This is a genomic window from Chlorogloeopsis sp. ULAP02 (assembly GCF_038404745.2).
Lineage (GTDB): Bacteria > Cyanobacteriota > Cyanobacteriia > Cyanobacteriales > Nostocaceae > Chlorogloeopsis.
On the sequence record NZ_JAYKTT020000023.1, the window covers coordinates 253741 to 266757 of the forward strand.

14 protein-coding genes are annotated in these 13017 nt (G+C 41.5%); 8 read left to right on the plus strand and 6 right to left on the minus strand.

The features are described 5' to 3' along the window. Positions 1-104 precede the first annotated feature (104 nt). Genes U2718_RS11495 through U2718_RS11510 form a run of 4 tightly spaced genes read left to right on the plus strand, consistent with a single transcriptional unit; the run spans position 105 to position 2882 of the window. A complete protein-coding gene (locus tag U2718_RS11495) occupies positions 105-1028 on the plus strand; it encodes a glycosyltransferase family 2 protein (RefSeq protein WP_342003030.1) in 924 nt (307 codons plus the stop codon). A gap of 17 nt (positions 1029-1045) precedes the next feature. Beyond that, positions 1046-1990 (plus strand): glycosyltransferase family 2 protein, encoded by a 945-nt coding sequence (locus U2718_RS11500; protein WP_342003029.1) that lies wholly within the window; start codon positions 1046-1048, stop codon positions 1988-1990. Between the two features lie 43 nt (positions 1991-2033). Then, a complete protein-coding gene (gene hpsU, locus U2718_RS11505) occupies positions 2034-2657 on the plus strand; it encodes a hormogonium polysaccharide biosynthesis acetyltransferase HpsU (protein ID WP_342003028.1) in 624 nt (207 codons plus the stop codon). 60 nt (positions 2658-2717) lie between these two features. Beyond that, positions 2718-2882 carry a hypothetical protein gene (locus U2718_RS11510; RefSeq protein WP_342003027.1) on the plus strand — a complete coding sequence of 55 codons (165 nt, stop codon included), beginning with the start codon at positions 2718-2720 and terminating at the stop codon, positions 2880-2882. Positions 2883-3166: 284 nt separating this feature from the next. Here the strand turns inward: U2718_RS11510 and U2718_RS11515 are convergent, their stop codons facing one another. Beyond that, positions 3167-3820, minus strand: a complete 654-nt coding sequence (locus U2718_RS11515) for a DUF3386 domain-containing protein (RefSeq protein ID WP_342003026.1) — start codon at positions 3818-3820, stop codon at positions 3167-3169. Between the two features lie 119 nt (positions 3821-3939). Here U2718_RS11515 and U2718_RS11520 point away from each other — a divergent pair, with 119 nt between their 5' ends. Next, positions 3940-4608: a helix-turn-helix transcriptional regulator gene (locus U2718_RS11520; protein ID WP_342003025.1), complete on the plus strand. Its 669-nt coding sequence runs from the start codon at positions 3940-3942 to the stop codon at positions 4606-4608. 43 nt (positions 4609-4651) lie between these two features. Here U2718_RS11520 and U2718_RS11525 read toward each other — a convergent pair whose 3' ends face one another. Both U2718_RS11525 and U2718_RS11530 read right to left on the minus strand, forming a co-directional pair. After that, on the minus strand, positions 4652-5347 hold the full coding sequence (locus U2718_RS11525; protein WP_342003024.1) for a Crp/Fnr family transcriptional regulator: 696 nt from the start codon (positions 5345-5347) through the stop codon (positions 4652-4654). 146 nt (positions 5348-5493) lie between these two features. After that, positions 5494-6894, minus strand: a complete 1401-nt coding sequence (locus U2718_RS11530) for an amidase (protein WP_342003023.1) — start codon at positions 6892-6894, stop codon at positions 5494-5496. Positions 6895-7433: 539 nt separating this feature from the next. Here U2718_RS11530 and U2718_RS11535 point away from each other — a divergent pair. Further along, on the plus strand, positions 7434-7781 hold the full coding sequence (locus U2718_RS11535) for a hypothetical protein (RefSeq protein WP_342003022.1): 348 nt from the start codon (positions 7434-7436) through the stop codon (positions 7779-7781). 75 nt (positions 7782-7856) lie between these two features. On the opposite strand, the gene U2718_RS11540 is transcribed toward U2718_RS11535, so the two are convergent. Next, positions 7857-8651 carry a Tab2/Atab2 family RNA-binding protein gene (locus U2718_RS11540; RefSeq protein WP_342003021.1) on the minus strand — a complete coding sequence of 265 codons (795 nt, stop codon included), beginning with the start codon at positions 8649-8651 and terminating at the stop codon, positions 7857-7859. Positions 8652-8718: 67 nt separating this feature from the next. Between U2718_RS11540 and U2718_RS11545 the strand changes: the two genes are divergently transcribed. Beyond that, positions 8719-8841, plus strand: a complete 123-nt coding sequence (locus U2718_RS11545; protein WP_342003020.1) for a hypothetical protein — start codon at positions 8719-8721, stop codon at positions 8839-8841. Positions 8842-8913: 72 nt separating this feature from the next. Here the strand turns inward: U2718_RS11545 and U2718_RS11550 are convergent, their stop codons facing one another. Both U2718_RS11550 and U2718_RS11555 read right to left on the minus strand, forming a co-directional pair. After that, positions 8914-9120 carry a hypothetical protein gene (locus tag U2718_RS11550; RefSeq protein ID WP_411813268.1) on the minus strand — a complete coding sequence of 69 codons (207 nt, stop codon included), beginning with the start codon at positions 9118-9120 and terminating at the stop codon, positions 8914-8916. Next, on the minus strand, positions 9101-10492 hold the full coding sequence (locus tag U2718_RS11555; RefSeq protein WP_342003019.1) for a malic enzyme-like NAD(P)-binding protein: 1392 nt from the start codon (positions 10490-10492) through the stop codon (positions 9101-9103). The genes U2718_RS11550 and U2718_RS11555 overlap by 20 nt, the downstream gene beginning before the upstream one ends. Before the next feature lie 1019 nt (positions 10493-11511). Between U2718_RS11555 and U2718_RS11560 the strand changes: the two genes are divergently transcribed. Continuing rightward, entirely contained in the window at positions 11512-13014 is a 1503-nt protein-coding gene (locus U2718_RS11560; protein WP_342003018.1) for a carotenoid oxygenase family protein, read from the plus strand. Positions 13015-13017 lie beyond the last annotated feature (3 nt).

Here is a 13017-nt window from a genome sequence, read left to right on the forward strand (position 1 = left end):
ATAGATTAGCACCAAAGCTAGTGAAGGTTGGATTTTGTTAATAGTTATTAGTTGCAAAAGAACTAATAACCAGCGACTACACAATCCAAAATTACTTATACCCTATGCCAGATACGCAAATCTCTGCCATTATCTGTACTCACAATCGAGACACTTATTTAGGTGCAGCCATAGATAGCCTCCTATCACAGGATTTTGTTGGCGATTTTGACGTGATAGTAGTGGATAATGGATCGAGCGATCGCACTCGTTCTGTTGTAGAACAAAGGGTTAGCGATTCTCGTCTGAAGTATGTTTTTGAACCCACTCTTGGTCTATCTGTAGCTCGCAATACAGGTGCTAAAGTTGCAAGCGGCGAAATTTTAGCTTATCTGGATGATGATGCTGTAGCTTGTCAGCACTGGTTACAAGTATTGTATTATGCCTATCAAAATAATCCCAAACTAGCGATCGCTGGTGGTAAAGTGAGCTTGCTCTGGTCTGATGGAATGCAACCACCACAATGGCTATCAAGTGGATTAGCAGCTAATTTAGGTGCATACGATTTAGGCGACAGTGTAGTATGCATTGATAAACCCGGTTTAACCCCCAGAGGTTTGAATTACTCCATAAAACGCAACTTTCTCAAAGAAATTGGTGGTTTTGATCCCCATCTTGGGAGAGTAGGCACAAAATTATTATCGAACGAAGAACTACAAATGACTGAAATAGCCCTGCAACAAGGTTGGCAAGTTGCTTATCTGCCTGATGCTCATGTGTTTCATCATGTTGCCCCTGAACGTCTCAACCATTCTTGGTTTTTAAACCGAGGCTGGTGGCAGGGAATTAGTGAGTGTTATCGGGAACAAATAGCAGGTATAGCTATTACAGAGCAATTACGACGCGGTAGCGAACGTTTTTTACGTGGTATCTATAAGGCTTTAAAACATATTTCCGATCCAGCCGAGCGATTTGACAAGCTTGTATATGCCTATGGTCAAATTGGGTATTTAAATGCTGCTATTCAAGGTTTAAAAATTACAAAATAATCTTCAATATTTATATTATGTCACTATCTAAAATACCAGTTTCTGTATTAATTCCAGCAAAGAATGAAGAAGCGAATTTACCAGCCTGTTTAGCTAGTCTCGAAAGGGCTGAGGAAATATTTGTGGTGGATTCACACAGTTCTGACAAAAGTATAGAAATTTCTCAGAATTATGGTGCAAAAGTTGTACAATTTGATTTTAATGGACACTGGCCTAAAAAGAAAAATTGGTCGTTAGAAAATCTACCTTTTCAGAATGAATGGATTTTAATAGTTGATTGTGACGAACGTATTACTGCTGAGTTATGGGAAGAAATAGCCCAAGCAATTCAAAATCCAGAGTATGATGGTTACTACCTCAATCGCCGCGTATTTTTCTTAGGTAAATGGATTCGTCACGGTGGTAAATATCCTGATTGGAATTTGCGTTTATTTAAACACAAAAAAGGTCGTTACGAAAACCTGAATACTGAAGACATCCCTAATACAGGTGATAACGAAGTTCACGAACATGTTGTTTTAGAGGGAAAGGTGGGATATCTAAAGCATGACATGATTCACGAAGACTTTCGTGACCTTTATCATTGGTTAGCAAGACATAATCGTTATTCTAACTGGGAAGCTCGTGTATATCTGAATTTACTTACAAATCAAAGTGATAACGATACTATTGGTGCGAGTTTATTTGGTGATGCAGTGCAACGTAAGCGTTTTCTGAAAAAAATTTGGGTGCGGTTGCCATTTAAACCATTTTTACGATTTGTGTTGTTTTATATGATCCAACGTGGTTTTTTAGATGGTAGAGCAGGTTATATTTATGCACGACTTTTAAGCCAATATGAATATCAGATTGGTGTCAAACTCTATGAATTAAGGCACTGTGGCGGTAAGCTCAACACAAAATCAGCCCCAGTGACAACATCACCATCTCTTCCTCAGGTAGTTAAGCAGACAGTAATTTAAAAAAGGGGGACGCGGAAGGGGACAAGGAGAATCATTAATGCTAATGACTAATGACTCATTTATTGATTTACGCAAATATGATCAATCTTGGTTTGACCGAGGTCGTCCAAGCTGGTATGTTTTGTTGTGGTGGTTTGTACAGGCGATCGCTTTTCCTCTGACTCTTCACCCATTTAACAATCTGCGTTGTGCTCTGTTACGTCTGTTTGGCGCTCGCATTGGTAAATATGTACTAATCCGACCGACTGCTCGCTTCACATATCCTTGGAAAATCACAATCGGTGATTACAGTTGGATTGGAGACGATGTAGTTTTATATAGCCTTGACTACATCAATATTGGAGAACACTGTGTGATTTCGCAAAAAAGTTATTTGTGTACTGGTAGTCATGATATACAAGATCCAAGCTTCGGTTTGACAACAGCGAGCATCAATATTGCTAATGGAGTGTGGATTGCGGCAGACTGCTTCATAGCACCGGGAGTGAAGATAGGAGCAAATGCTGTTATTGGTGCGCGCAGCAGTGTTTTTAGTGATATACCCTCTGGGCAAGTATGTTGGGGTACACCTTGCAAATCTCACTATTCTAGATATGGCACGGAACAGGGAACGGGGATAAGGAGACAAGGAGACAAGGAGACACGGGGACACGGGACATGGAGATAAGGGGAATACAGAGGACAAAGAGAAAAATTTTTCCTTGCTCCCTAACTCTTCCCACGCCAGGTGACGCCACTTGACGCCAGTCGCTACAACGCGCTTAACCCGCAAGGGCGCTTACGCTCCTTTATGCCGGGAAACCCTTACTTTCGCTTATCCGCTCCACGTCTACTGCCATCTGCCTCCAGCATAGCTGCCTTCAACTTAATTGTCTTAAGCTTGCCACTTTAAAAATAATTCCGTATATTTACTATTTTCATATGTATATGAGTACTTGTAAAAAGTATGAAATATATACAGTAAGAGCGTTAGCCTGATAACCAAAGGAGGGAAATATGCATCTCTGGTTTTAACCAGAGACCATACTCTCTCCTGATTTCTTGAGTATATACTTGTTAGCGATCGCCATTAATGATATTCATGAATAAAGTAATCTCTAAAAGTAAAAAAAGTGACGTGTGCATAAATGCACTACACGCCACTCTGACTTAATATATGCAACCTAATTGAATGATTTAAGCGGCTGATTCCAACAACTTAATATTAGAAAAAGTAAATTCCTGAATTGAGGGTTGCCCTTCCGTCTCAGTGCTGATTTCCCGTCGATTCAAAATAAAGTAGTCATCAACCTTTTCGTATTCATCCACAAATTCACTTCTACCACCTTTTTGCTCACCTGTTTTTGGATCATGATATACAGAGTCATAGGTATGAGGGAGGTAGCCTTCTTCAGTATCATGAGTACTAAAGGTGTTAATGGTGACGACAACACCGTGAATATGACGGTGAACAAGGCTAACTACATTGTTGTGGACTTTGTATTTATCCCCTTCAGACTTACCGCCTAAGATAATCTCAACTGCGCCTGTCTCGTCAGTACTACCATAGCTAAACGTATTCGCACCATGAGTTTCTTCAAAGCTGCGACGGATGCGGTGAATAGCTATCTCCCATGCTTGATTGTGAATTGCCTGCTTTGCTTGCTCATCTTCGATTTCAAAAACTTCGGCTTTGAGGTTAGCATTAATGCGGATTTTACCTGTGAATACTTGCTCATCTACCTTGTATGTGATATCTGCGGTATAGCCAGGAAAATTGCGATCCCATGTGTAACGGTTCTCATAAGCAGCCCGGAAGAACTCTTGGGCAGAAATTTGTGTAGCAGTCATTTTTTTCTCCTATATTCGCCAGTTATGTTAGCTTTTTACCTTTAGTGCTATTAGTTAGCATAGAAGTAGTTGTCAAGTCCCGCCTAGTCCCCAACTGGGTACACTTATGAGTACACTGTATGGCTCGTTCTCTTCATGCCCTGTTTAATGCGATCGCCAATGCCCATAATGAGCAAGAACTACGCCTTGCTGTGATGAACACAGTGGGCGAATATTTTGGTGTGGAACGTGGGGGTTTGTATTTGCTGGATGAATCGTCGCCGATAGACGTTGAAGTACAAACCATCCCTGAAGTTTGTTTGGAGGGCAATCCAGTCGGACGCTATGTTGTTGAGCGCCATGCTCCCGCCCATGAACAATTAATCTTAGCTCCAGGAGACTGGAAAGAAATTTGTCCGCGCCATGATCATGCCCACGTGATGAGCGGGCCTATTATATGCGATGGTCGTATGGTGGGAACACTCAACCTTGCTCGTGCTAACGGTACTCCTGCCTTTGATGCTAATGATTTAGCAGATCTAAGTGCTTTATGCCTGCACTTATCAGCTAAACTCGCCACCCTGAGGGCGAAACCAAAAACATTCAATTCGCCATTAGTTAGTCGCCTCACTCCACGAGAGTTAGAAATCGCTGAGTTGGTGGCACAGGGGTTAACCAATACAGAAATAGGAGAAAAACTTTTTATTACGCAAAATTCGGTTAAGCAAGCATTAAAACGAATGTTTCGCAAAATGGGAGTTTCGGCACGGGCAGAAATGGTAGCTAAATTACAAAATGGTTCGTCATAACATATACAAGATAGAAAATTGTAGATTTATGTGGCGTTACAGTCTACGTATTTCCAGAAGCAATTTCTGCCAATTTTTGGGCATCAAGTATTGTAATTTTGCCACCCCGACTATAAGCAACTGTTGTTTTTATACTTTTAATTAAACGTACGCATTCTTCATAAGTAATACCAATACTGCGGGCGATCCGATAATATGGCAATTTGACTTTTAATATCTTTCCTTGCTGGTTTATTTCACTACCATATTCAACAGCGAAATATTGAATTAACCTAGCCAACCGGACGATCGCTCTTTCAGAAACTAATCCGTGAACTGTTTCATGTAACTGCTGAATCCGAGAATTTAAAACCATCAGCATTCGCAAGGCAACATCAGGATTGTGCTGGATAGCTTGGAGTAAAGCATCTCTGTTGACTGTCAGAATTTCGCAGTCCGTTTCAGCTGTGACTGTGGCGGGAGAAATACCATTTCCTAAAAGTGCGGGCGCAGCAAACATTTCCCCAGCAAACAGGGTGCGAAGAATCGTTTCTTTGCCCGTAGTTGCTGTTTTACTAACTTGAATAGCACCACTAGCTACAGTAAATAATTTAGCTGGTAGGCGATCGCCCTCATGTAAAATAATTTCTCCTTGGCTGTAGCTTTGTATGTGTGTGTGAGGCTGTAAACTCATCATGTCTGTGGGTTCTAAATCCGCAAACACGATGATTTGTGAGAGTTGTTCAAGGGTTGCCTGCATCGATGTTGGTAGGTAATAGGGAACAGGTTACAGGTTACAGGGGAGCGAAGAGGAGAAGACGCACAGAAAGACGGACGCGGCGACGCGGAGAAATTGTCTGGATGTCTCCGTGTCCTCTTGTCCTCGTTTGCCCCATACCCTATTAACTAATTTGTGGCAAATGCGGGGCGATGCTGAATCCAAGGTTTAGCTGCTTCTAGTTGGGCTGCTAAACTAATCAGAGTCGCTTCCGCTGCGGGTTTACCAACGAGCTGGACGCTAATTGGTACACCTAGCTCGTCAAAGCCAACGGGAAGGGCGATCGCTGGTTGCCCGGTGGCATTAAACGGTGGACAAGGAGCTACCCAATTAATGATATTTTGGAATGTTTCTTCAGGAGTGAGGTTTGCCCACTCGCCGACTCGGATGGGGGAATGGAGATAAACTGGCAGTACTAATACATCTACGGTGGTGAAAAATGCAACAATCAGTCGCGCCACCATTTGCATTTGATAAACTGCTTGGAGATATTCACCAGCAGAACCAGTCTTTGCTAATAGGAAACGGTTCACAGGTTGCAATGCTTCGGCTGGAATACCGGATGCAGCTACACTTGTTTGCCATACAAATTGAAACGGTTCTACTAAACCGCTAAAGTCTGGGCATTTTTCTTCTACTATATGGCCAAGTTCTTCTAATAACTTCACTGTTTGCAACACGCCTTGCTTACAGTTAGCATCAGCTTCGCCAATGGGAGCAATACTAGTAGCATAAGCTACTCGCAATTTGCCAATTCTTTCCTTGCTTGCAGTGAGAAAAGATGGTTCGGGATCGGGTAACCAATAGGGATCGCCAGTCACATAACCGGACATCACATCTAAAAGGGCAGCTGCATCAGCCACTGTACGGGCAATCGGCCCATTGGTAGCAATGCCACTAAGGCGATCGCCCACGGGTGCATGAGTTACCCTTCCTCGTGCTGGCTTAATTCCGACCAAACCACAGCACGCTGCTGGGCCACGTATTGAACCACCTCCATCCGAACCTTGAGCGATCGCACACAATCCCGCTGCTACTGCTGCTGCTGCACCTCCACTAGAACCACCAGGAGTGTATTCTAAATTCCACGGATTTCGGGTTGGGGGAAAACCCGTAGGTTCTGTGTAAGGAAAGGAACCAATTTCTGAGGTAGCTGTTTTACCAAGAAGAATAAATCCAGCTTGTTTAATCCGCGTTACTACACCATCATCAAAGTCGAGAATATTGTTGAGTAAGGCTGGATTGCCAAAGGTACAAGGTACACCCGCAACTGGATTGAGGTCTTTAATCGAAATTGGTACACCAAAAAAAGGAGGTAATTCCTTACTAGTTGTCAACATTTCTGTTTTGGCTTTTGCATCAGCTAGAGCTTGCTCTGCCATTACCGTAAAATAACTTCCCAGTTGGGAATTTAGGCTTTGAATCCGTTTTAAATATATCTGCACTAATTCTAGTGGCGATACTTCCCGGCGACGAATTAACTGTGCCTGTTCCAGGGCTGGGGTAAAGGCTAAGTCAATTTCATTCATGTGTAATTTGTTAGCTAGTTTTGTCTATTCCTAGCATTTTTTAGATAATTTTTAACTTGACTTTGCTTGGAAATGTGGCCAGTTTTGCTCTTGCAGACGTGACATCGCTTTACGAATGTGTTCGGGTTTAAAGAGTTTGCGCTTACGCTCGCTCCATTCATGTACAAGGGCGATCGCCTGCTCGCTATCTTGTGCTGGCTTCGGTTAAACATCAAAGGAGAAAGCTTTAGCCGTAGTGTTTTATAGACTTTGTGGATGTGGTGAGGTGTTGAAAGCTCGTAGGTTAATTTTTCTGGGTAATCACAATCAGTTATTGTCTGATATATAACATTTTTTGAATTTTATTTATTATTACGGCAAATTTACAAAAGCTGTGCGAAACGATAATATATTGACACATAGCACTATTTTGTTGAAGTTTTGTGACGTTAATTATTGATATAGATTACTTATTAATGAAATTTGGTTTATTAGTTGAGTATTTTAAGGGGATAGGTTCTCAACGTTCTGATATATAGTTGAGGTAAATTAATATAATTTTGCAAGAAACAACACAAGAAAAGAGTAAATTTCCTCAAAACAAAGATGATGTTTCAAATCCACATATTTTAACTAGATTAAATGTAGAAAAACTTAAGGGGGTTTTGTCTTATTTCTCTTATTTGCATAACAACGGAGAAATTAGTGATAGAGCTTTTGAAACTCTAGTTCGTTATGCGTGTTCGATTTTTATCGAAAATGAAGTAGAGGCTAAAATAAAAGGGACTTTAGAACGGAAGCTCATGCAGTTTTTATATTCTAAGTTTTCTGATTCTACAGAAGATATTGAAGACATAGAAACGGCTATCTATTCGCTAGATATGTCACGTTTAATAAGGAGTAGATAGAATGTCTGAGCTAGAAAATGAATCTACACAAAGCTCGGATAAACAGCGAAAACAACAACAACGGCAACATTGAGGTCACTCCGCCTGCAATAACCAAAAACCACTGTAAGTTAAACCCGAATCATCTGGCTGCACGAGTAAAAAGTGTAATCCACGGCTTTGCTGCTTGCGCTGTTCGTAAAACTTGGCTGCTGCTGCTACTTCTGCATCCTCAAAAGTAGCCAAAATCCATCTATCTACTAAACCAGCTTCCAACACTAACCCATCGGGCGCACCTGCAACATAATTCAAAGCCACAGGGCGTGCTTGTTGCAACCACCGTGCCAAGCGCATCGATTGTCGTCCCCCATAAATTACTACACCGGGAACCGCCACTGTTGATGGCAAACCCAAATTAATCGGCAATAGAAACTCTGGCATCACCAAATTAGGAATGGGAAGCTCTGCAAACGCCTCTACTAAATTACCTGCCGACATTGCTGCAAAACGCCATTCTTCTCCCCAGAGATTTTCTGGTAATGGCGCAGGAGGTGGTTTGTCTACCACAGTTGGATAGTCCTTTGCCTGCAACCACTGCTTGAGAGCAAAAGTACGACGAGTCGGCTCAACATTAATCCCCAAACTGCGTCCAGCTTGTTCAATTAAACCCAAAGACTGAGGGCGAAATACCTGAATGACATCTGGCAGCCCTTCAACAGTTGCTGCTATTTGCAGCTGGGACGCAACCCAGCTAGAATTCACCTCAGATTGGGGACAGTTAGCTTCATATTGAAAACTGCGATCGCGATCGCAAATCAACAAATCCCACAAAATCTGCTCAGATGCATCTTTTTGGGGGCGACGATAAAAATCAGCTTGCCAAATTTTCATAAGCACTCGTCTTTGCTTGTATTGCTGATCGTGCCATATTCCCATTGCATAGTCTAATAAATTACCAATGCGATCTCACTTCTACCCTAACCAAACGAATAAGCGATCGCTCTTAAGAGTTGCCAGGTGTATTCAAGTTGCTTATGCACGCAACACGAGTGCTACCATTCGCGAACTTAAACACCATTGAGACGAAAAAATGTAGAGCAAAATCTCTCTAAAATCCTCTTGACTCTGTGTCCTCCGTGTTCTCTGTGGTTTATTATTCTATAGCTCGTGCGCCAGTCTTGAAGAAGTCACAGAGCGATAAGCTTAGTAGGGGAGCCAGTGCGCTCTTGGAGATTTCCTCATTTGAGTGCAACTGGCGTGCGGGTTTAGCAAACCAATAATCGTTTTCAATAGAAATATCATTGCCAAACCCATCCGTACAGGAGGAAAATAACCAATAACTAAGAGCGAGCAACACCATCTTGACGTGCCGCACGTTGCACCGCAGCAGCAACAGTAGTGGCAACTCGCTCATCAAACACAGAAGGAATGATATGTTCTCTATCTAGATCTGTTGGTTTGATTAAAGAAGCGATCGCACTTGCTGCTTCTAAATACATTGAAGTAGTAATTGTTGCTGCACGACAATCTAAAGTGCCGCGAAATACTCCAGGAAAAGCAAGGACATTATTGATTTGATTAGGATAGTCACTTCTACCGGTAGCGATGACAGCAACTTCGCTGCTTACTAATTCTGGTTGAATTTCTGGAATTGGATTTGCCATTGCAAACACAATAGGATCTTTAGTCATTGAACGTACCATTTCTGGTGTCAACACTCCCGGTATGCTGACACCAATAAATACATCTGCCCCTTGCATAGCACCTGCTAGAGTACCCTGGGCTTTGACAGCAAATTCCTGTTTTTCCTCTGTTAAGTCAGTGCGACTACTAGAGAGGATGCCCTTAGAATCGCATAGCCAAATTTTTTCTGCCCCAGCTTTGCGGAGTAAACGAGCGATCGCAATTCCCGCTGCACCAGCACCGTTTATCACAATCCGGATTTGATCCATTGATTTGTGTACTAGTTTTAAAGCGTTGAAAAGGGCTGCTAAAGTAACTATCGCTGTACCATGCTGATCGTCGTGAAAAACGGGGATATCTAACTCGCGCCGCAGTCTTTTTTCTATTTCAAAACAGCGAGGAGCGGCAATATCTTCTAAATTTACGCCTCCAAACACAGGAGCAATATTTTTAACTGTACTAACAATTTCATCTGTATCTTGAGTTGCAAGGCAGATGGGAAAAGCATCGATACCTGCAAATTCTTTGAACAGCATTGCTTTTCCTTCCATGACTGGTAATGCTGCTTCTGGGCCGAGATTTCCTAAACCTAAAACAGCGCTACCATCAGTAACAATAGCAACAGTATTTTGTTTAATGGTTAATTTGTAAACTTCTTCTGGATCTTGAGCGATCGCATTACAGATACGTCCGACTCCAGGCGTATATGCCATTGCCAAGTCAGATACGGTTTTAAGGGGAATTCTGCTAGCTATGCTAATTTTGCCACCACGATGCAGATTAAAGGTACGGTCATAAACATTCAGTACCTTGATATCTGGTAATGCCTTGACTGCTTGTACAATCGCTTCGGCGTGTTCGGTACTTGCAGCATCAACAGTAATCTCGCGAATGGAAATATGTCTGGTTTGCTCAATGAGATCTATTTGACCAAAATTACCACCATTATTGGATATCACTTGAGTTACATTAGCCAACATTCCCACGCGGTTGGGAATTTCTAGGCGGAGTGTCAAACTAAAACTAGAGTTAGGAGTCAGATCTGTCATTGTAGTCGTAGATTGGAGATTTTAGATTTTAGATTGTAAATTAGCCCTTTAAATCTAAAATCTGAGGATTCTGTACTATAAACGAGCCATAACTCAGTAATTGTACTCTGATACACCATATAATTTCGGAGATGTGTTTGTATTCACTGACGAAAAGAGTTGCTCGTTCAAGAAGTCTTTGATGGTTAAAAACTTGGCACAATCAGGAAAAATCCTAACTTTTCTACTTCTCCAAAATTCTAAGCACCGTATATATAGTGAGTCTTCCTTGGAAGCATCCCAAATGTTTGAGTTTATTTTTCAACGCAGAGTCAACGCGAACGCCTTCCCGCAGGGTAGGAACACAGAGCGTTAATCTGAGCTAATTAGTTTTGTGTTTTGAAAAAATTGGGGTGCTCTCAAGGAAGACCAATTTTCATCTTTTATTGTGGACTCTATATATGGTCTATTTTGAATATGGTCTATTTTGAGATTTTTTATGTTTTTATTTATTTTTGATATTCAAGTAGTACCAACTCTGAATAGAAGATTGGCACTCATAAATTAAGTATTTTCTTGCTTTTTCTAGAGAGCAATTCTGACAATAAGGCTCATAATTTTATTTTGTAAATCTATGTAGGATGTGTTAGCGAAGCATAACGCATTAAAGCCTCTGAGTTTTTGCAAAAATCAAATCGGATTTTTAAACAAGTATGAATATTATGATAGTTCTGAGTTAAACAGTTGTATAAGTTATCTCCCTAGCTATTTAAGCGTCTACCAAAAGTATAGTAATTTTTTAGATTTTGTGAATTGCATCTAACTCATCAAACCTTTCTCAAGAAAGACGATTATTTCTCTTTTCTCTTCATAGCATTTAATTAGTTTAACTTTTAATATTCTCTTTTGAGAAATTCCACTAAGAAGGAGTACAGCATGAAGCTGAATATGATGTTGTTTTGGATCACAATATCGTTTGTGATTGTAGGAGCGATCGCGCTACTTCTCCAACCTAGTATTGATTTTCATTGATGCTGCTTATGCAAAAAACTAGATCCCAACAAAATTTTACCTCCTCCCATTCTAAACCCTACACAATGGAAGACTGGCGGGGAGCTAACCGTTCCTTGACACAAGAATTTGACTATTGGATTGAAGATGTAGAAGGAAAAATTCCTATAGATCTCAACGGTACTCTATATCGTAATGGCCCTGGGTTACTAGATATCTTTGGTCGAACTGTTCATCATCCTTTTGATGGAGATGGCATGGTGTGTGCTATTTCCTTCTCAAACGGACGTGCTCATTTTCGCAATCGCTTTGTGCGTACAGAAGGTTATTGTGCAGAACAAGCAGCAGGACGAATGCTGTATCGGGGAGTTTTCGGTACTGAGAAACCAGGAGGCTGGCTAGCAAATACCTTTGACTTGAGAAAGAAAAACGTTGCCAACACTAACATTATTTACTGGGGTGGAAAATTATTAGCCCTTTGGGAAGCTTCTCATCCCTATCGTCTGGAGCCACAGACATTAGAGACTCTGGGCATCGAAACACTAGATGGTGTACTGAATAAGGATTCACCCTTTGCAGCGCATCCGATGATAGATCCAGGCGATGAAAATCGAGAACCGCGCTTAGTTACCTTTGCTATTAAACCAGGCACTTTAACAACTATTACTGTTTATGAGCTAAACTTGGCGGGTAAGGTTGTACAAAAACACGACCACAAACTACCAGGCTTTGCCTTCATCCACGACTTTGCCATTACGCCTAATTACTGCTTATTCTTTCAAAACCCTGTTTCTTTTAATCCTCTGCCCTATGTATTAGGTTTTCGAGGTGCGGCAGAATGTATCAAATTTCAAGAGCAAAACCCAACAAAAATTTGGGTAATTCCTCGCAATTCGTCACAATCAACACAATGTATTCTTGCCGATCCCTGTTTTGTTTTTCATCACGCCAACGCTTTTGAGCAAGGTGAGGAAATTATTGTAGATTCGATTTGCTATGAAACCTTTCCTGGTGTTGATCACAACCTAAATTATCAGGAAATTGATTTTAATAGCCGTCCTCCAGCACAACTTTGGCGTTTTCGCATCAATCTGAAAACGCAGACATCACAACGGCATCAAGTTGATAAACGTGCCTGTGAATTTCCGTTTATTCATCCCGCACTCATTGGTAAACATCATCGTTGGATATTCTTAGCGGCTGCCCATCAACCAGAAGGAGATGCCCCCCACCAAGCAATTATTAAAGTCAATCCAGAATCTGGTGAACAGCAATTCTGGAGTGCGGCACCGAAGGGATTTGTGGGCGAACCTGTGTTTGTACCTCGCACCCCCCATATCGAGACAAAGGAGTGTGAAGATGATGGTTGGGTGTTTACACTAGTTTATAACGCTGCTCATAACCGTACCAACGTGGTAATTCTAGATGGCAAGAATCTAGAAAAGAGGCCGATCGCCAATTTACACCTTAAACACCACATCCCCTACGGACTGCATGGTAGCTTTACTTCTCAAGTAGAAGGCAGTGATTAGTTT

Coding starts and splice junctions, on each gene's coding strand:
- U2718_RS11495 (WP_342003030.1), top strand. CDS start 105: ATGCCAGATACGCAAATCTCTGCCATTATCTGTACTCACAATCGAGAC.
- U2718_RS11500 (WP_342003029.1), top strand. CDS start 1,046: ATGTCACTATCTAAAATACCAGTTTCTGTATTAATTCCAGCAAAGAAT.
- hpsU (WP_342003028.1), top strand. CDS start 2,034: ATGACTAATGACTCATTTATTGATTTACGCAAATATGATCAATCTTGG.
- U2718_RS11515 (WP_342003026.1), bottom strand. CDS start 3,820: ATGACTGCTACACAAATTTCTGCCCAAGAGTTCTTCCGGGCTGCTTAT.
- U2718_RS11520 (WP_342003025.1), top strand. CDS start 3,940: ATGGCTCGTTCTCTTCATGCCCTGTTTAATGCGATCGCCAATGCCCAT.
- U2718_RS11525 (WP_342003024.1), bottom strand. CDS start 5,347: ATGCAGGCAACCCTTGAACAACTCTCACAAATCATCGTGTTTGCGGAT.
- U2718_RS11530 (WP_342003023.1), bottom strand. CDS start 6,894: ATGAATGAAATTGACTTAGCCTTTACCCCAGCCCTGGAACAGGCACAG.
- U2718_RS11540 (WP_342003021.1), bottom strand. CDS start 8,651: ATGAAAATTTGGCAAGCTGATTTTTATCGTCGCCCCCAAAAAGATGCA.
- U2718_RS11545 (WP_342003020.1), top strand. CDS start 8,719: ATGCGATCTCACTTCTACCCTAACCAAACGAATAAGCGATCGCTCTTA.
- U2718_RS11550 (WP_411813268.1), bottom strand. CDS start 9,120: ATGGTGTTGCTCGCTCTTAGTTATTGGTTATTTTCCTCCTGTACGGAT.
- U2718_RS11555 (WP_342003019.1), bottom strand. CDS start 10,492: ATGACAGATCTGACTCCTAACTCTAGTTTTAGTTTGACACTCCGCCTA.
- U2718_RS11560 (WP_342003018.1), top strand. CDS start 11,512: ATGCAAAAAACTAGATCCCAACAAAATTTTACCTCCTCCCATTCTAAA.